Genomic DNA, 16,211 nt, shown 5'->3' on the forward strand with positions numbered 1-16,211 from the left:
TCATACCCCAAAAACCAACCTCACCCGCGGTTCTGGCGATTGGCGATCAGGTCGTCGACGACCGCCGGATCGGCGAGCGTCGAGGTGTCGCCGAGCGAACCGAAGTCGTCCTCGGCGATCTTGCGCAGAATCCGCCGCATGATCTTGCCGGAGCGGGTCTTCGGCAGGCCGGGCGCGAACTGGATCTTGTCCGGCGTGGCGATCGGCCCGATCTCCGAACGCACATGCTTGACGAGTTCCTGGCGCAGCTCGTCGCTGCCGACCTCGCCGGCCATCAGCGACACGTAGCAATAGATACCCTGGCCCTTGATCGGGTGCGGGTAGCCGACCACCGCCGCTTCCGAGACGAGATGGTGCGAAACGAGCGCCGATTCGACTTCCGCCGTGCCGAGGCGGTGACCCGATACATTCAACACGTCGTCGACGCGGCCGGTGATCCAGTAGTAGCCGTCCTCGTCGCGGCGGCAGCCGTCGCCGGTGAAGTACTTGCCCTTGTAGGTGGAGAAATAGGTCTGGATGAAGCGCTCGTGGTCGCCATAGACGGTGCGCATCTGCCCCGGCCAGCTGTCGGTGATGCAGAGATTGCCGTCGGCCGGCCCGTCGATCACGTTTCCTTCATTGTCGACGATCTGCGGCTTGACGCCGAAGAACGGCCGCGTCGCCGAACCAGGCTTGAGATCGGTCGCGCCCGGCAGCGGCGTGATCAGGATGCCGCCGGTCTCCGTCTGCCACCACGTGTCGACGATCGGCGAGCGCTCCGCGCCGACGACATGGTAGTACCACTCCCAGGCTTCCGGATTGATCGGTTCGCCGACAGTGCCGAGCAGACGCAGCGACGAGCGCGACGAGCGATTGACGAAATCGTCGCCGGCGCCCATCAGCGAGCGGATGGCGGTCGGGGCGGTGTAGAAGATATTGACCTTGTGCTTGTCGATCACTTCCCAGAAGCGGCCGGCATCCGGGAAATTCGGCACGCCCTCGAACATCAGCGTCGTCGCGGCGTTGGCGAGCGGCCCGTAGACGATATAGGAGTGGCCGGTGACCCAGCCGACATCGGCCGTGCACCAGTAGATATCGCCGTCGTGATAGTCGAAGACATATTGATGTGTCATCGAGGCGTAGACGAGATAGCCGCCGGTCGTGTGCAGCACGCCCTTCGGCTTGCCGGTCGATCCGGACGTATAGAGAATGAACAGCGGGTCCTCGGCGCGCATCTTTTCCGGCGGGCAATGCGGCTCGACCGTGGCGATTTCCTGATGATACCAGACGTCGCGGCCCGGCGCCCACGGCACCTTGCCGCCGGTGCGGCGGACGACCAGCACCTTGTTGACCATGACATGCTGCCGGGCAGCGATGTCGATCGCCTTTTCGGTGTTTTCCTTGAGCGGCACCGGCTTGCCGCCGCGCAAGCCCTCGTCGCAGGTGATCACGAAGGTGGATTCGCAGTCGACGATGCGGCCGGCGAGCGCCTCCGGCGAGAAGCCACCGAAAACCACCGAGTGGATCGCGCCGATGCGGGCGCAGGCGAGCATCGCATAGGCCGCTTCCGGCACCATCGGCATGTAGATGGTGACGCGGTCGCCTTTCTCGACGCCATGCTTCTTGAGCACGTTGGCAAGCCGGCAAACCTTGTCGTAGAGCTCGTTATAGGTGATCCTCTTGTCGATGTAGGGATTGTCGCCCTCCCAGATGATTGCGGTCTTCTCGCCATGGGTCTTCAAATGGCGATCGATGCAATTGTAGGAGACGTTGGTCAGCCCGTCTTCGAACCACTTGATCGAAACATTGCCGTCGAAGGACGTATTCTTGACCGTGGTATAGGGCTCGAACCATTCGATCCGCTTGCCGTGCTCACCCCAGAACTTCTCCGGATCGGCAACGCTTTCCTCATACCATTTCAGATAGGTCGCGTTGTCGACAAGCGTGCGGTTCTTGGCCGCTTCCAGGACCGGATAGGTCTTGACGTCCATATTTTCCTCCCTGCGCATTGCTGCCTGGATGACGATGAGTGTGGGTCGAATCCACCCGGAACATCGACATGATGATTTCGAAAGTTGGAGCGGCGCGCACCGCTCTCGGCGGCACTCCCACCGCCCTTTGCACGATTCATAGCAGGTCGAAGCTTGGCCGCAATTAGACAAAAGCACATTCGGAAGTGAAGAATTGCAATTTCGAGACAACAACGATATAGAACGCTCAATTCCCGGAAATCAGTGGTAGACTCCACGGCCCGCGACACCGGCGCGGACGGACAAAAGGACTATATCCATGGCTCAGCAATTGCTTATGCCCAAGGCAACGGCCGTCTGGCTCGTTGACAACACCGCACTGTCGTTCGACCAGATCGCGCAGTTTTGCAAGCTGCACCCGCTCGAAGTCAAAGCGATTGCCGACGGTGAATCGGCGCAGGGCATCAAGGGCCTCGATCCGATTGCCACCGGTCAGCTTTCGCGCGACGAGATCGCCCGCGGCGAGGCAAATATCAACCACAAGCTCAAGCTCTCCGAACCGAAGGTCCGGGTTCCGGATTCGAAGCGCAAGGGACCGCGCTACACCCCGGTTTCCAAGCGTCAGGACCGCCCGAACGCCATTCTCTGGCTGGTCCGCAACCATCCCGAATTGAAGGACGCGCAGATCTCGCGCCTGGTCGGCACGACGAAGTCGACGATTGAGCAGATTCGCGAGCGCACCCATTGGAACTCGGCCAACCTGACGCCGATGGATCCGGTCACCCTCGGACTCTGCTCGCAGATCGACCTCGACCTCGAAGTCGAGCGCGCTGCCAAGGGCCGCCCGCTGCCGACCGCAGCCGAGGTCGGCGCAACGCTCGAGTCCGCGCGGGAAACCGAGAAGCTCGACTACGGCTACGAACGCGAAGAAGAGAAGGAAATCGACGCCGATGCCGTCTTCGCCAAGCTGAAGTCGCTGAAGTCGGACCGCAAGGACGAAGACGAAGACGACAATTTCTGATCGCTTTCTCGCCGAGAGACTCAAGAAACCCGGATTTTGTGATCCGGGTTTTTTGTTGGCTATGTCTCACGCAAGGGACCCCGTATGCGGCGAGAGCGGACTAAGGAGGGCACCGCGAGTCTCCTTCGCCCCGCTTGCGAGGAGAAGGTGCCGGCATGCGGATGAGGGCCAATACGCCCTCTCAATAGGCCGAGCCAGACGAATCATTGAGGTTGTGGCGTTCGGTGCCCTTGAGCGGCGGATTGAAGACGCTGACGAGGATCAGGTCCTCGTCGCGGCCGCCACGCAGATAGTGCCTGTCATGCTTGTCAAGCACATAGATGTCGCCCTGGCGGATCGGAAAGACATTGCCGTCCATGTCCTCGACCTCGCCTTCGCCGGCGATGCAATAGCAGGCTTCGAGATGGTTGCGGTATTGAAGCAGCGACACGCTGTTGGCCCGCACAACCGTGTGGCAGACGGTGAAGCCCATGCCGTCCCTTTCCGTCAGCAGGCGGTGGCTGGTTCCGCTGCCCCACTCGACGAAGTGGTCGGTCGCTTCGATATCCTGCAGGCTGCGCACGAACATGGCGTTTTCCTCGTGTAAGAAAATTTGACACTTGCCGCGATGCGGCGCCCGGCCGATCGCGATGCATTCCGTTATTCGCTTGATTTCTGCTCCTTACAAACGATGATTCCTCACCGGATAGTTGAGGAGAATTTACATATGATGCCCCCCTTGGGCGCCCTGCGGGTCTTCGAAGCCGCCGCCCGCCTTGCGAGCTTTTCCCGCGCCGCCGACGAATTGCACGTCACCCACGCCGCCGTCAGTCATCAGATCCGGCAACTGGAGGAATGGTTCGGCCGACCGCTGTTCCGGCGCGAAAAGCGCGGCGTTCGCCTTGCACCGGAAGCCGAACGGCTCGCCGAGGCCCTTTCGGCCAGCTTCGAGCGCATCGCCGCCGAAGTGGAATCCCTGAGGCTTCGGGCGAAATCGGAAATCACCGTCGCCTGCATTCCCTCGATCGCCACCCGCTGGCTGATCCCGGCGCTCGGCGATTTCCTTGCAAGCCAGACCGATGTCACGGTCAAGGTGGTCTACGCCATGGCAGCGCAGCGTCTGCGCGAAACCGGCTGCGACGTGCTGATCACGCTTGGCGCCGATCTGTCTGACGGAGTCCTCTGCGAGCGGCTCTTTTCACGCGTCAACCGGCCGGTCGCCAGCCCGCGCTACCTGGAGCGCAAGGGTCGGCTCGACGACGCTGAACGCATCGCCCACGCGGACCTTTTGCACGATGAGACGACGGCCCATTGGCAAACCTGGTTCGCCAGGGCCGGGCTGCAAACGACCGCAGCGAGGGGCCCGGTCTTTCAGGACTTCAACCTGCTCGCCACCGCCGCGATCGCCGGCCACGGCGTGGCGCTCTGTCCGGTGGAAGTATGCCGACGGGAGATCGAAAACGGCGACCTGATTGTGCTCTCGGATCTATCCGTTCTCGAGCAGGAGAGCTATTTCCTGATCAGCAAATCGTCGCGGCACAAGGCGGTGTCCGCCTTCTGTGCATGGTTCAAGGGAGTGGTGGACCCGGCATCGGAATTGTAGATTGTCGCAACGTCTGCAAGTTCGCCAAAGCGGACCTCAGACACCAATCCCCCGGGCATGCAACGCCTCGGTGATCTCGTCGAGGATCGCCGGATCGTCGATCGTCGCCGGGATCTTCCAGGGCTGGCGGTCGGCGATCTTCTGGATCGTCGCGCGCAGGATCTTGCCGGACCGGGTCTTCGGCAGGCGCTTGACGCAGATCGCCGTTCGGAAGGCGGCGACGGGACCGATACGCTCGCGGACGAGGGCGACGACCTCCTTCTCGATCTCCAATGTTTCCCGTGAAACATTCGAATTGATTACCAGGAAGCCGGCAGGAATTTGCCCCTTCAAGGGATCGGCGATGCCGATCACGGCGCATTCGGCGACGTCCGGATGGCTGGCGCAGACCTCCTCCATCGCCCCGGTCGAAAGCCGATGGCCGGCGACGTTGATGATGTCGTCTGTGCGGGCCATGATGAAGACATAGCCGTCCTCGTCGATATAGCCGGCATCGGCCGTCTTGTAGTAGCCGGGATATTCCTCCAGATAGGCCGCCCGAAACCGATCGTCGGCCTTCCACAGCGTCGGCAGGCAGCCGGGCGGCAGCGGCAGCTTGACCACCACGTTGCCGAGCGTGCCGGCTTCGACCGGATGGCCGGCATCGTCGAGGACCTGGACGTCGTAGCCGGGAAGGGGGACGGCGGGCGATCCGTATTTGACCGGCAGCAGGCCGAGGCCAAGCGGATTTCCGGCGACCGGCCAGCCGGTCTCCGTCTGCCACCAATGATCGATGACCGGCACGCCGAGCGCCCGCTCGGCCCAGCGGATCGTGTCCGGATCGGCGCGTTCGCCGGCGAGATAGAGGGCGCGGAAGCGCGACAGGTCATAGCGTGCCACATGGGAGGCTTCCGGATCCTCCTTGCGGATCGCCCTGAGCGCCGTTGGGGCGGTGAACACCACGGCGACGCCGTGCTCTGCGATGATGCGCCAATAGGTGCCGGGATCGGGGGTGCCGACCGGCTTGCCTTCGAAGAGGATCGAGGTGCTGCCGTTGAGAAGCGGCCCGTAGACGATGTAGGAATGCCCGACGACCCAGCCGATGTCGGATGCCGCCCAGAAGACCTCGCCGGGCTGGACGCCGAAGAAATTCTCCATCGACCATTTCAGCGCGACCATGTGGCCGCCATTGTCGCGGACGACGCCCTTCGGCTGGCCGGTGGTGCCGGAGGTATAGAGGACGTAGAGCGGATCGGTGGAAGCGACTTCCGCACAGGGGGCTTCCTCGCCGGCTCGTTTTGCGGCGGCAAGCGCGGCGGCGAAATCGATATCGCGGTCGGGCACCAGGCCGGCGGCCAGCATGTCACGCTGGAAGATCAGGCAATGGGCCGGCTTGTTGCCGGCGATCTCGATCGCCTGATCGAGCAGCGGCTTGTAGGCGACGGTGCGGCCCGGTTCCAACCCGCAGCTTGCCGAGACGACGAGCTTGGCCTGACAATCGTCGATGCGGACGGCGAGCTCGTTGGCGGCGAAGCCGCCGAAGACGACCGAATGCACCGCGCCGATCCGCGCCGCCGCCAGCATGGCGATCGCCGCCTGAGGGATCATCGGCATATAGATGATGATCCGGTCGCCCTTACCGATGCCGAGCTTGCCATAGACCGCAGCCATCGCCTTCACGTCGTCAAGCAGCGCCGCATAGGAGATCTTTTCGATTCTGCCGGTGACGGGGCTGTCGTAAATGAATGCCGTCTGCTCGCCACGGCCAGCCTCGACATGGCGGTCGAGGCAGTTGTAACAGCTGTTCGTGACGCCATCCGGAAACCAGTGCCCGTAGGTTCCGCGCTCGGCGTCGAAGATCAGCCGCGGCTTTTCGAACCAGTCGATCGCCTCTGCGGCCTCGGACCAGAAGCTTGCCGGATCGGCTTTCCATGCGGCATACACTTCGGAATAGCGGCTCGCCATTTCCGTTCTCCTCCACTGACCTATCCGGACTGTTCAGCCCGGCTCCTCGGTTCTGAGGATAGGCCTGTGGAGGGAAAGATGAACCCCGACGAAAGAGTAATGGGCGGAAACAGCAGCTTTTCGCGCGCCTGCCGTTCAGCGCGCGCCGAAAATTGCCGACCCGACCCGAACGCTGGTGGCGCCGAATCCGATGGCCGTTTCGAAATCGCCGGACATGCCCATCGACAGCCTGTTAAGGCCACACTTCGCCGCGAGCTTTGCCAGCAGCGCGAAATGCGGGCCGGGATTCTCATCGAGAGGGGGAATGCACATCAACCCCTCGATATCGAGGCCAAGCTCCAGGCGGCAGAGATCGACGAAGGCAAGGGTGTCTTGCGGCGCAATCCCGGCCTTCTGCGCTTCGAGGCCGGTATTGACCTGCACGTAGAGGCGGGGCTTGCGGCCCTGGCGCTTGATCTCGGCGGCGACGGTGCGGGCGACCTTCTCCCGATCGATCGTTTCGATGACGTCGAAGAGCGCGACGGCGTCGGCCGTCTTGTTGGACTGCAGCGGACCGATCAGGTGCAGCTCGAGGCCGGCAGTCTCGCGCTTCAGCTCCGGCCATTTGGCTTGCGCTTCCTGGACGCGATTTTCCCCGAAGACCCGCTGGCCGGCGGCAATCGCCGGCCGGATCGCCTCGGCATCGAAGGTCTTCGAGACGGCGACGAGGGTGACGCCGCCTTGAGCCCGGTCCGCCGCCGCTTCGCTGGCACGAATCCGGCTCATTACGTCGTTCAGCCGTTCCTGGACTTCCATTCTGCGCTCCTTGCGGTGTCGAGACCCGTTAAGCGATTATTGAAACTTGCATGGCTTGCCAAGCCCGTCAAAGCCGGCGGCCGCCAAATAGGCCAAAGTACAGCGCTCCGGCCTTCAAAACTTGACGGTCAGGCGGTTTCGTGATGAAGGTCAGGCCAGCGATCACGAGGGCGCTTTGAGCCCCGCAAAATTTCCGGAACATCGACAAAGACATGGCTACCGAACGATACAATCCGCGCGATACCGAACCGCGCTGGCAGCAGGAATGGGACGCACGCAAGGTTTTCGAGACGGAGAACGACGATCCGCGCGAAAAATACTATGTGCTCGAGATGTTCCCGTATCCGTCCGGTCGGATCCACATGGGCCATGTGCGCAACTACACGATGGGCGACGTCGTTGCCCGCTACAAGCGGGCCCGCGGTTTCAACGTGCTGCATCCGATGGGTTGGGATGCCTTCGGCATGCCGGCCGAGAACGCCGCCATGGAGCGCGGCGTGCATCCGGCCGGCTGGACCTACCAGAACATCGCCGCGATGAAGGCGCAGCTCAAGGTCATGGGGCTGTCGCTCGACTGGAGCCGCGAATTCGCCACCTGTGATCCGGCCTATTACCAGCGCCAGCAGTACCTGTTCCTGGATTTCCTGGAAAAAGGCCTGGTCTATCGCCGGCAATCGAAAGTCAATTGGGACCCGGTCGACAACACCGTGCTCGCCAATGAGCAGGTGATCGACGGTCGTGGCTGGCGCTCCGGCGCGCTGGTCGAGCAGCGCGAGCTGACCCAGTGGTTCTTCCGTATCACCGATTTCAGCCAGGACCTGCTCGACGCCCTCGACGGCCTGGAGCAGTGGCCGGAAAAAGTGCGGCTGATGCAGAAGAACTGGATCGGCCGCTCCGAGGGCCTGGCTCTCCGCTGGGCACTCGATCCGGCGACGGTTCCGGGCGAGACGAAGGAACTGACGGTCTACACGACGCGGCCGGACACGCTGTTCGGCGCCTCCTTCCTGGCGATTTCCGCCGACCACCCGCTCGCCAGGGAAGCCGCCGCCAAGGATGCGGCGATCGACGCCTTCTGCGAGGAGTGCCGGCGCGCCGGCACCTCGCTCGCCGCTCTCGAGACGGCCGAGAAGAAGGGCATCGATACCGGTATTCGCGCCCGGCACCCCTTCGACCCGGAGTGGGAACTGCCCGTCTATGTCGCCAATTTCGTGCTGATGGACTATGGCACGGGCGCTATTTTCGGCTGCCCGTCCGGCGACCAGCGCGATCTGGATTTCGCCCGGAAATACGGCCTGTCGGTCGTGCCGGTCGTCATGCCGAAGGATGCCGATGCCGCGACCTTCACGATCGAGGACGAGGCCTATGGCGGCGATGGCGTGATGATCAATTCGCGCTTTCTCGACGGGCTTTCGACGGAAGAAGCCTTCGAGGCTGTCGCCTCGAAGCTCGAGCAGGAAACGCTGGACGGCGCGCCGCGGGCCGAGCGCAAGGTGAATTTCCGCCTGCGCGACTGGGGCATCTCCCGGCAGCGCTACTGGGGCTGCCCGATCCCGGTCATCCATTGCGAGGATTGCGGCGTCGTGCCGGTGCCGAAGGCCGACCTGCCGGTGACGCTGCCGCCCGACGTCACTTTCGACAAGCCCGGCAATCCGCTCGACCGGCACCCGACCTGGCGGCACGTCGCCTGCCCGCAATGCGGCAAGGACGCGCGCCGGGAAACCGACACGATGGACACCTTCGTCGATTCCTCCTGGTATTATGCGCGTTTCACCGCACCTTGGGAGGACAAGCCGACCGATCCCAAGGCCGCCAACCACTGGCTGCCGGTGGACCAGTATATCGGCGGCATCGAGCACGCGATCCTGCACCTGCTCTATTCGCGATTCTTCACCCGGGCGATGAAGGCGACCGGCCATGTGGCGATGGACGAACCCTTCAAGGGGCTGTTCACGCAAGGCATGGTCGTGCACGAGACCTATAGCCGCGGCGAAGGCGCGCAGCGCGAATGGGTCACGCCGGCGGAAATCCGCATCGACGAGATCGACGGCCGCCGCCGCGCCGTGCTGATCGAGACCGGCGAGGAAGTCGCCATCGGCTCGATCGAGAAGATGTCGAAGTCGAAGAAGAACGTCGTCGACCCGGATGACATCATCGGCTCCTACGGCGCCGACACGGCACGCTTCTTCGTGCTGTCGGATTCGCCTCCGGATCGTGATGTCATCTGGTCCGAGGCCGGCGTCGAGGGCGCACACCGCTTTGTCCAGCGTGTCTGGCGGCTGGTCGGCGAGGCCGCGGAAAGCTTGCGCGGCGCAAAAGCTTCGCCGGCTAAGGAAGGGGAAGGCCTGGCGATCTCGCAGGCCGCCCACCGCACCTTGCGCGCCGTCGAGGCCGACTACGACAAGCTTGCCTTCAACAAGGCCGTGGCGCGCATCTACGAACTGGTCAACGTGCTTGCCGCGCCGCTCACCCAGGTGGCCGCGGGCAAGGCCGACCAGGCAGTCACCGCAGCCGTCAAGGATGCCACGACGATCCTGATCGACCTGATCGCGCCGATGATGCCGCATCTCGCCGAGGAATGCTGGCGCGAGATCGGCGGCGAAGGGTTGATCGCCGAGAGACCCTGGCCGACCTTCGACCCGGCGCTCGTCGTCGAGAACGAAATCACCTTGCCGGTGCAGATCAACGGCAAGAAACGCGCCGATTTGACAATCGCGCGCGACGCAGATCAGAGTGCGATTGAAAGCGCCGTCCTCGCGCTTGACGCCGTCAAAGCGGCGCTGAACGGCGCTAGCCCGAGAAAAATCATCGTCGTGCCCCAAAGGATCGTCAATGTCGTTGTCTGAGAAAGCTGGCCTTCGTCTCCGGTCCTTTGGCGTGCTTGCCGGCACATTGCTGCTGACGGCGCTGGCCGGCTGCCAGGTCCGGCCGCTCTATTCCGATGGTCCGACCGGCGCAACCTCTGCGGCGCTTGGCTCCGTCGAGATCTCGGAAGCGGACGATCGCGTCGAGCAGGAAGTGCGCAATGCCTTGATCTTCCTGGCATCCGGCGGCCAGGGCGAGCCCGTCAACCCGCAATACCATCTCGCCCTCGACGTTTCGCACCGGACGATGGGTGTGCTTTACGACGATGCCGAGGATCGGGCAGCCGCCGGCCGCATCGTCGTAAAGGCGGATTACAATCTGACGCGGACGGCGACCGGCGAGACGGTGAAGGCGGGCTATCGCTCGGCAGTCGCCCTGGCCGACTTCCCGGAACAGGAATTCGCCAAGGTTCGGGCCGTGCGTGACGCCGAGAATCGCGCCGCCAAGGAGCTGGCGGAGCTGATCCGGGCCGATATCGCCGCCGCCCTCGGCCGCTGACGCCGGTAGTCGGATGAGCGAGGTCAAGTCGCACGAATTCGACGGCTTCCTGAATAGAGGTGCCTCGAACTACCGTCTTTTCCTGCTCTACGGTCCTGATCGCGGCCTCGTTTCGGAGCGCGCCGCGCAGCTTGCCGCCGGCTGCGGCGTCGCTCTCGACGACCCCTTTGCCTTGGTCAAGCTTGATGCCTCGGAGCTGCAGCAGGCCGGCCGGGTGCTTGACGAGGTCAACGCCATTGGCCTCTTCGGCGGCGAAAAGCTCGTCTGGATCCGCGGTGCTGCGAGCGAGAAGGCGATCGCCGAGGCCTTGCAGATCCTCGCCGATACACCGCCAACCGGCAGCACGCTTATCATCGAGGCGGGCGATCTCAAGAAGGGGGCCGCGCTCCGGAAGATCGGCGAAACGTCGCGCGCCGTCGCCTCGATCGCCTGCTACAGCGACGACGCCCGCAGCCTGCAGGCCTTGATCGACAAGGAGCTCGCAGAGGCCGGTTTGCGTATAGGCCCAGCGGCCCGCGAGCGTCTTCTCGAAGCGCTTGGCGGCGACCGGATGGCGTCACGCAACGAGCTCAGAAAGCTGGCGCTCTATTGCCGCGGCAAGGATATGATCGACGAGGAGGACGTGCTTGCGATCGTCGGCGACGCCAGCGCCATCTCCGTCGACGACGCGGTCGATGCAGTGCTCAAGGGCGACGTCGATGCCCTGCTGCACGCCATGAAGAAGATCACCAGCTCGAAGACGCCGCCCTTCCTTGTGCTCCAGGCCTGTCTGAGGCAGTTCCAGCAGCTGGATGTGATGCGCGCCGAAATGGACACCAGCCGCCAGCCGGCGAACCAAGTGGTCGCAAGCCTCGGCCGCGGCCTGCATTTCCGCCGCAAGCCGATCGTCGAGGCGGCGCTCAAGCACTGGACGGCCCCGGCGATCCGGCGCGAACTGAGCCGGCTCCAGGCCACGATATACCAGAGCCGGGCCCGCCAGAGCCTGGAAGACAGTCTGGTGCTGCAAAACCTGCTAGCGATCGCGATTCAGTCGGCAAGGCGCTGAGTGCGCGGCGGATGCGCGAAGCGCGCCGGCCAGTTAAATGGCTGCCTCCTGCATATTCGTCGCCCGTCATCCTCGGGCTTGACCCGAGGATCCAAGCACAAGCACTCGGGAGCGTGTTGCATTCAGCGTGTAGGGACGTTTCCGGGATCCTCGGGTCAAGCCCGAGGATGACGACACATTCACCGCCGCTCGAGCAGCCGGCAAATCTCCTCAAGCTGGTCGAGCGTCTTGTAGGCGATCCTGAGATGGCCACCCGAAGCCTTGTGGCTGACGGTCACTTCGAGCCCGAGGCTATCCGACAGGGTGCGCTCCAGTGCCAGCGTATCGGCGTCCTTTTCCTCGCGCGGCCGGACCTTGGCAAAATTGGGATCATTCTGAGCCTTGATATCGTGCTGGGCCAGGCGCTCGGTTTCGCGCACCGAGAGGCCCTTGGCGACGATCGAGCGGGCCAGCGCAACCGGGTCGGACGTCGGGACCAGGGCACGCGCATGGCCGGCGGAGAGACTGCCGTCGGAAAGCATGTCGCGGACCGGTTCGGGCAGTTTCAGCAGCCGGAGGCTGTTCGCCACATGGCTGCGGCTTTTGCCGATGATGTCGCCGAGATCGTTCTGCGTGTAACCGTGTTCGGCGATCAACTGTTCATAGCCGAGCGCTTCTTCCAGCGGATTGAGATCGGAGCGCTGGACGTTTTCGACGATCGCGATTTCCAACGCCGTCCGGTCGTCGACATCGCGCACGATGACCGGGATTTCGGTGAAGCCCGCAAGCTGGGCCGCCCGCCAGCGCCGTTCGCCGGCGATGATCTCATAACGATCGTGCCCGACGGTCCGCGCCACCACGGGCTGCACGATGCCATGCTGGCGAATCGAGCTCGCCAAGTCCTGCAGTTCCGCTTCGTCGAACTGGCGACGCGGATTTCGCGGGTTGCGGGAGACGAACTCGATCGGCACGCGTCGGTCCGGGTTGACCGGGCTCGCGGGTGCCGCTCCGCTTTGCAACGGCTGATCCATCTCGCCGATCAAGGCGGCCAAGCCGCGACCGAGGCGTCTCTTGGAGCTGTCGTCGTTCATTCTACACCCGATTAATTACGATACCGAAACAATTACGCAGCCTTGCGCTGCCGTTCACGTTGGATGACTTCCGACGCTAGCTGCAGATAGGCCTGGCTGCCGGCGCATTTGAGATCGTAAAGGATCGCCGGCTTCCCGTAGGATGGCGCTTCAGACACGCGGACATTCCGCGGGATCAAGGTGTGATAAACCTTCTCGCCGAGATGGGTTCGAACGTCGCTGACGACCTGCTGGGCCAGATTGTTGCGCGAATCGAACATGGTGAGCACGATCCCCTGGATATCCAGGCTCGGATTGACGGTACGACGCACCTGATCGACCGTCTCCAGAAGCTGGCTCAGGCCCTCCAGCGCGAAGAACTCGCATTGCAGCGGAACCAGGACGGAATGGGCTGCGGCCATGGCGTTCATCGTCAGCAGGTTGAAAGACGGCGGGCAATCGACGAGCACATAGGAGTAGGCGAGCGCCTCCGGCGCGGCCAGCGCCTTGCGCAGCCGAAAGACCCGATCGGACTCGCGCGAGATCTCCATCTCGACGCCAAGCAGATCCATCGTCGATGGAACGATGGTCAGGTTCGGCACAGCCGTCTCGAGCGCGATCGCGCCGATCGAATGTGTACCCATCATCAGCTCGTAGGAGGACAGATGCCGATCGCGGCGCTGGATGCCCAGGCCGGTGCTTGCGTTGCCCTGCGGATCGAGATCGACGATCAAAACCCTTTCGCCGATGGCTGCCAATGCTGTTGCCAGGTTGATCGCGGTCGTCGTTTTGCCGACGCCGCCTTTTTGATTGGCTATGGTGATGATCCGATTTCTTGGGCCAAACATGCTTCGCTCGCCTAACACTTCGTGCGACGTGAAAGATTTGCAATCTCGAGCACAACCGAATCTTGCTCGACGACACTTGCATGTTTTACCAGATCGAATTGAAACCGGCTAACGGCTTTGTCTACTTCCTGCTGATAATCCCGGCCTTTGTGAAAGAATGCGATGGTATTGGATCCATCCGCAAGCATCCAGGGCGCGCTGTAGTCCAGCAACTGGGTCAAATCAGCGAGCGCACGGGCCGAAATCGCCTCGCAGCGCGGAATCACCGACGGTGCTTGTTCAACGCGAATCGGATGAACCGAGCCCCGGGCGCCGGTCTCGTTCAGGGCGACACGCAGAAAGGCAGCTTTCTTGTTGTTACTCTCGACGAGATGCACCCAGCCGTCAGCATGTTCCGACAAGCAAATGGCGGTGATGACGCCTGGGAAGCCGCCGCCGCTGCCAAGATCCACCCAGGTCTTTGGGAAGGGGGACAATCGAAAGACTTGCAGGCTATCGACGAAATGCCGCTGCCAGAGATCTTCGAGCGTCGATGGTGCGACCAGATTGATCGACTTCGCCCACTTCTGAAACAGTCCGGCGAAATGCTCCAGCTTGTCGAGCGTTTCACGTGAAACACGCAGCGCTTTCATGCGCTCGGCAGGACTCGCATTCATTGTGCCGCTCGCCCCGTTACACCTTGGGCGCCGCGCTCCTGCCGCCGCAACCACGACAGCAGCAACGAGACAGCGGCGGGCGTCATTCCATCGACCTTCATCGCCTGGGCTAGGTTGCGCGGCCGCTGCTGTGCCAGTTTCTGCTTCAGTTCATTGGAAAGTCCGGGCAAAACGCTATAGTCGAAATCATCCGGAATTGCCGCGCTCTCCTCGCGGCGGATGCCAGCGATGTCTGCGGCCTGTCGTTCCATATAGACGGCATAGGCGGCATCGATCTGCAGGGCTTCGCTGACGCGCGGATCGATCGCGTCAAGCTGCGGCCACAGCGGTCGCAACCCTTCGATCGTCTGATCCGGATAAGCGAGGAGATCAAAGGCCGTCCGCCGCTGGCCGTCCCGGTTGAGTTTCAGGCCGTAGCGCGCGCCTTCATTCGGCGTGATCGAAAGGGACTTGAGAAGCGTATGGCCGTCGTCATAGGCACGCTTCCAGGAGCCGAACCGCGTTCTCCGCGCCTCGCCGACGCAACCCAGCTCGATGCCGGTCGGGGTCAGGCGCATGTCGGCATTGTCGGCGCGCAGCGACAGCCGATACTCGGCTCGGGAGGTGAACATCCGGTAAGGCTCGGTGATGCCGCGCGAGGTCAGGTCGTCGATCATCACGCCGATATAGGAATCCGTGCGGCTGAAGACGAAGGGTTCGCGGCCCATGGCTGCCAAAGCCGCATTCAGACCGGCGACAAGGCCCTGCGCTCCAGCCTCCTCATACCCGGTCGTGCCGTTGATCTGGCCCGCCAGATAGAGACCGGGCGACTTCCGCACCGCCAACGAAAGTTGCAGCTCACGCGGATCGACGTGGTCATACTCGATCGCATAGCCGGGCTGCAGGATCGAAACACTCTCCAGACCGGGAACGGTGCGGATGAAGGCCTCTTGCACCTCCTCCGGCAAGGATGTCGAAATGCCGTTCGGGTAGATGGTGTCATCGTCGAGCCCTTCCGGCTCGAGGAAGATCTGGTGGCCGTCCCGCTCACCGAAGCGAACGATCTTGTCCTCGATCGACGGGCAATAACGCGGACCCACCCCTTCGATCTGGCCGGAATACATCGCCGAGCGGTGGATATTGTCGGCAATGAGCTTGTGGGTGGCGTCCGTCGTGCGGGTCACGCCACAATCGATCTGGCGGTTGACGATCGTATCGGTCATGAAAGAGAAGGGCACCGGTTCTTCATCCGGCCCCTGACGACCGACCCGATCCCAGTGGATGGTCCGGCCGTCCAAGCGTGCGGGTGTACCGGTCTTCAACCGTCCGAGCTTGAGGCCGAAACGCGCAAGCGTCTCCGAAAGCCCGACCGACGGCTCTTCGCCGACGCGCCCGGCCGGGATCTTTCGGTCACCGATGTGAATCAGCCCCTTGAGAAAAGTCCCGGTCGTCAGCACCACGGCAGCGGCGCGGAAGACCTGACCATTCTTCATGATGACGCCGGCAACCGTCTCACCCTCGGTCAGAAGATCGAAAGCATCGCCCTCGATGACCAAGAGATTCTCGATCGCATCGATCTCCCGCTGCATCGCCTCGCGATAGAGCCGCCGATCCGCCTGGGTGCGCGGACCCCTGACCGCCGGCCCCTTGCGGCGATTGAGCAGCCGGAACTGAATGCCGGCCGCATCGGCAACGCGACCCATCAACCCATCCAAGGCGTCGATCTCGCGAACCAGATGCCCCTTGCCCAAACCGCCAATCGCGGGATTGCAGGACATCACGCCAATCGTCTCCTTCTTGTGGGTGATCAGGGCTGTCCGGGCGCCCAGGCGCGCCGCCGCCGAGGCGGCTTCACAGCCGGCGTGGCCGCCGCCGATCACGATGACATCATAGCTTGTCATAGATACTCCCGCTTGCTCGGGTCTTGATTGTCAATTCGCCGCATCCAGTCAACAAGGTTTCACGTGAAACGGGTCCCGGGCT

At 63.1% G+C, this 16,211-nt stretch carries 13 protein-coding genes; 5 read left to right on the plus strand and 8 right to left on the minus strand.

The features are described 5' to 3' along the window. Positions 1-20: 20 nt before the first annotated feature. Positions 21-1,970 carry an acetate--CoA ligase gene (gene acs / locus NGR_RS27780; protein ID WP_012709810.1) on the minus strand — a complete coding sequence of 650 codons (1,950 nt, stop codon included), beginning with the start codon at positions 1,968-1,970 and terminating at the stop codon, positions 21-23. A gap of 298 nt (positions 1,971-2,268) precedes the next feature. Here acs and NGR_RS27785 point away from each other — a divergent pair, with 298 nt between their 5' ends. After that, positions 2,269-2,970, plus strand: a complete 702-nt coding sequence (locus NGR_RS27785) for a DUF1013 domain-containing protein (RefSeq protein WP_012709811.1) — start codon at positions 2,269-2,271, stop codon at positions 2,968-2,970. A 181-nt stretch (positions 2,971-3,151) separates the two neighbouring features. Here the strand turns inward: NGR_RS27785 and NGR_RS27790 are convergent, their stop codons facing one another. Continuing rightward, a complete protein-coding gene (locus tag NGR_RS27790) occupies positions 3,152-3,538 on the minus strand; it encodes an ectoine synthase (protein WP_012709812.1) in 387 nt (128 codons plus the stop codon). 138 nt (positions 3,539-3,676) lie between these two features. Between NGR_RS27790 and NGR_RS27795 the strand changes: the two genes are divergently transcribed. Next, a complete protein-coding gene (locus NGR_RS27795; protein ID WP_012709813.1) occupies positions 3,677-4,552 on the plus strand; it encodes a LysR substrate-binding domain-containing protein in 876 nt (291 codons plus the stop codon). A gap of 36 nt (positions 4,553-4,588) precedes the next feature. Here the strand turns inward: NGR_RS27795 and NGR_RS27800 are convergent, their stop codons facing one another. After that, complete coding sequence (locus tag NGR_RS27800) at positions 4,589-6,496, minus strand: AMP-binding protein (RefSeq protein ID WP_012709814.1); 1,908 nt, start codon at positions 6,494-6,496, stop codon at positions 4,589-4,591. Positions 6,497-6,631: 135 nt separating this feature from the next. Next, the gene (locus NGR_RS27805) at positions 6,632-7,291 is read right to left on the minus strand and encodes a YggS family pyridoxal phosphate-dependent enzyme (RefSeq protein ID WP_012709815.1); all 660 of its coding nucleotides are present in this window, start codon (positions 7,289-7,291) and stop codon (positions 6,632-6,634) included. A 212-nt stretch (positions 7,292-7,503) separates the two neighbouring features. Between NGR_RS27805 and leuS the strand changes: the two genes are divergently transcribed. From leuS to holA, 3 genes are read left to right on the plus strand one after another with little or no spacing between them, the layout of a single operon-like run. Next, positions 7,504-10,134 carry a leucine--tRNA ligase gene (leuS, locus tag NGR_RS27810; protein WP_012709816.1) on the plus strand — a complete coding sequence of 877 codons (2,631 nt, stop codon included), beginning with the start codon at positions 7,504-7,506 and terminating at the stop codon, positions 10,132-10,134. Next, positions 10,121-10,651, plus strand: a complete 531-nt coding sequence (gene lptE / locus NGR_RS27815; protein WP_012709817.1) for an LPS assembly lipoprotein LptE — start codon at positions 10,121-10,123, stop codon at positions 10,649-10,651. Before leuS ends, lptE begins: the two co-directional genes overlap by 14 nt. A gap of 13 nt (positions 10,652-10,664) precedes the next feature. Then, positions 10,665-11,696, plus strand: coding sequence for a DNA polymerase III subunit delta (holA, locus tag NGR_RS27820; RefSeq protein WP_012709818.1), 1,032 nt, complete (start codon positions 10,665-10,667; stop codon positions 11,694-11,696). 179 nt (positions 11,697-11,875) lie between these two features. On the opposite strand, the gene NGR_RS27825 is transcribed toward holA, so the two are convergent. Genes NGR_RS27825 through mnmG form a run of 4 tightly spaced genes read right to left on the minus strand, consistent with a single transcriptional unit; the run spans position 11,876 to position 16,129 of the window. Further along, positions 11,876-12,766 carry a ParB/RepB/Spo0J family partition protein gene (locus NGR_RS27825; protein ID WP_012709819.1) on the minus strand — a complete coding sequence of 297 codons (891 nt, stop codon included), beginning with the start codon at positions 12,764-12,766 and terminating at the stop codon, positions 11,876-11,878. Between the two features lie 32 nt (positions 12,767-12,798). Continuing rightward, complete coding sequence (locus NGR_RS27830; protein ID WP_012709820.1) at positions 12,799-13,593, minus strand: ParA family protein; 795 nt, start codon at positions 13,591-13,593, stop codon at positions 12,799-12,801. 11 nt (positions 13,594-13,604) lie between these two features. Beyond that, positions 13,605-14,249, minus strand: a complete 645-nt coding sequence (gene rsmG, locus NGR_RS27835; RefSeq protein ID WP_012709821.1) for a 16S rRNA (guanine(527)-N(7))-methyltransferase RsmG — start codon at positions 14,247-14,249, stop codon at positions 13,605-13,607. Beyond that, on the minus strand, positions 14,246-16,129 hold the full coding sequence (mnmG, locus tag NGR_RS27840) for a tRNA uridine-5-carboxymethylaminomethyl(34) synthesis enzyme MnmG (RefSeq protein WP_012709822.1): 1,884 nt from the start codon (positions 16,127-16,129) through the stop codon (positions 14,246-14,248). Before mnmG ends, rsmG begins: the two co-directional genes overlap by 4 nt. Positions 16,130-16,211: the final 82 nt, after the last annotated feature.

Source organism: Sinorhizobium fredii NGR234 (assembly GCF_000018545.1).
Classification (GTDB): Bacteria; Pseudomonadota; Alphaproteobacteria; order Rhizobiales; family Rhizobiaceae; genus Sinorhizobium; species Sinorhizobium fredii_A.

What these genes read in the sequence shown, in the direction of transcription:
- acs (WP_012709810.1), bottom strand. Translation starts at nt 1,970, where the DNA reads ATGGACGTCAAGACCTATCCGGTCCTGGAAGCGGCCAAGAACCGCACG.
- NGR_RS27785 (WP_012709811.1), top strand. Translation starts at nt 2,269, where the DNA reads ATGGCTCAGCAATTGCTTATGCCCAAGGCAACGGCCGTCTGGCTCGTT.
- NGR_RS27790 (WP_012709812.1), bottom strand. Translation starts at nt 3,538, where the DNA reads ATGTTCGTGCGCAGCCTGCAGGATATCGAAGCGACCGACCACTTCGTC.
- NGR_RS27795 (WP_012709813.1), top strand. Translation starts at nt 3,677, where the DNA reads ATGATGCCCCCCTTGGGCGCCCTGCGGGTCTTCGAAGCCGCCGCCCGC.
- NGR_RS27800 (WP_012709814.1), bottom strand. Translation starts at nt 6,496, where the DNA reads ATGGCGAGCCGCTATTCCGAAGTGTATGCCGCATGGAAAGCCGATCCG.
- NGR_RS27805 (WP_012709815.1), bottom strand. Translation starts at nt 7,291, where the DNA reads ATGGAAGTCCAGGAACGGCTGAACGACGTAATGAGCCGGATTCGTGCC.
- leuS (WP_012709816.1), top strand. Translation starts at nt 7,504, where the DNA reads ATGGCTACCGAACGATACAATCCGCGCGATACCGAACCGCGCTGGCAG.
- lptE (WP_012709817.1), top strand. Translation starts at nt 10,121, where the DNA reads ATGTCGTTGTCTGAGAAAGCTGGCCTTCGTCTCCGGTCCTTTGGCGTG.
- holA (WP_012709818.1), top strand. Translation starts at nt 10,665, where the DNA reads ATGAGCGAGGTCAAGTCGCACGAATTCGACGGCTTCCTGAATAGAGGT.
- NGR_RS27825 (WP_012709819.1), bottom strand. Translation starts at nt 12,766, where the DNA reads ATGAACGACGACAGCTCCAAGAGACGCCTCGGTCGCGGCTTGGCCGCC.
- NGR_RS27830 (WP_012709820.1), bottom strand. Translation starts at nt 13,593, where the DNA reads ATGTTTGGCCCAAGAAATCGGATCATCACCATAGCCAATCAAAAAGGC.
- rsmG (WP_012709821.1), bottom strand. Translation starts at nt 14,249, where the DNA reads ATGAATGCGAGTCCTGCCGAGCGCATGAAAGCGCTGCGTGTTTCACGT.
- mnmG (WP_012709822.1), bottom strand. Translation starts at nt 16,129, where the DNA reads ATGACAAGCTATGATGTCATCGTGATCGGCGGCGGCCACGCCGGCTGT.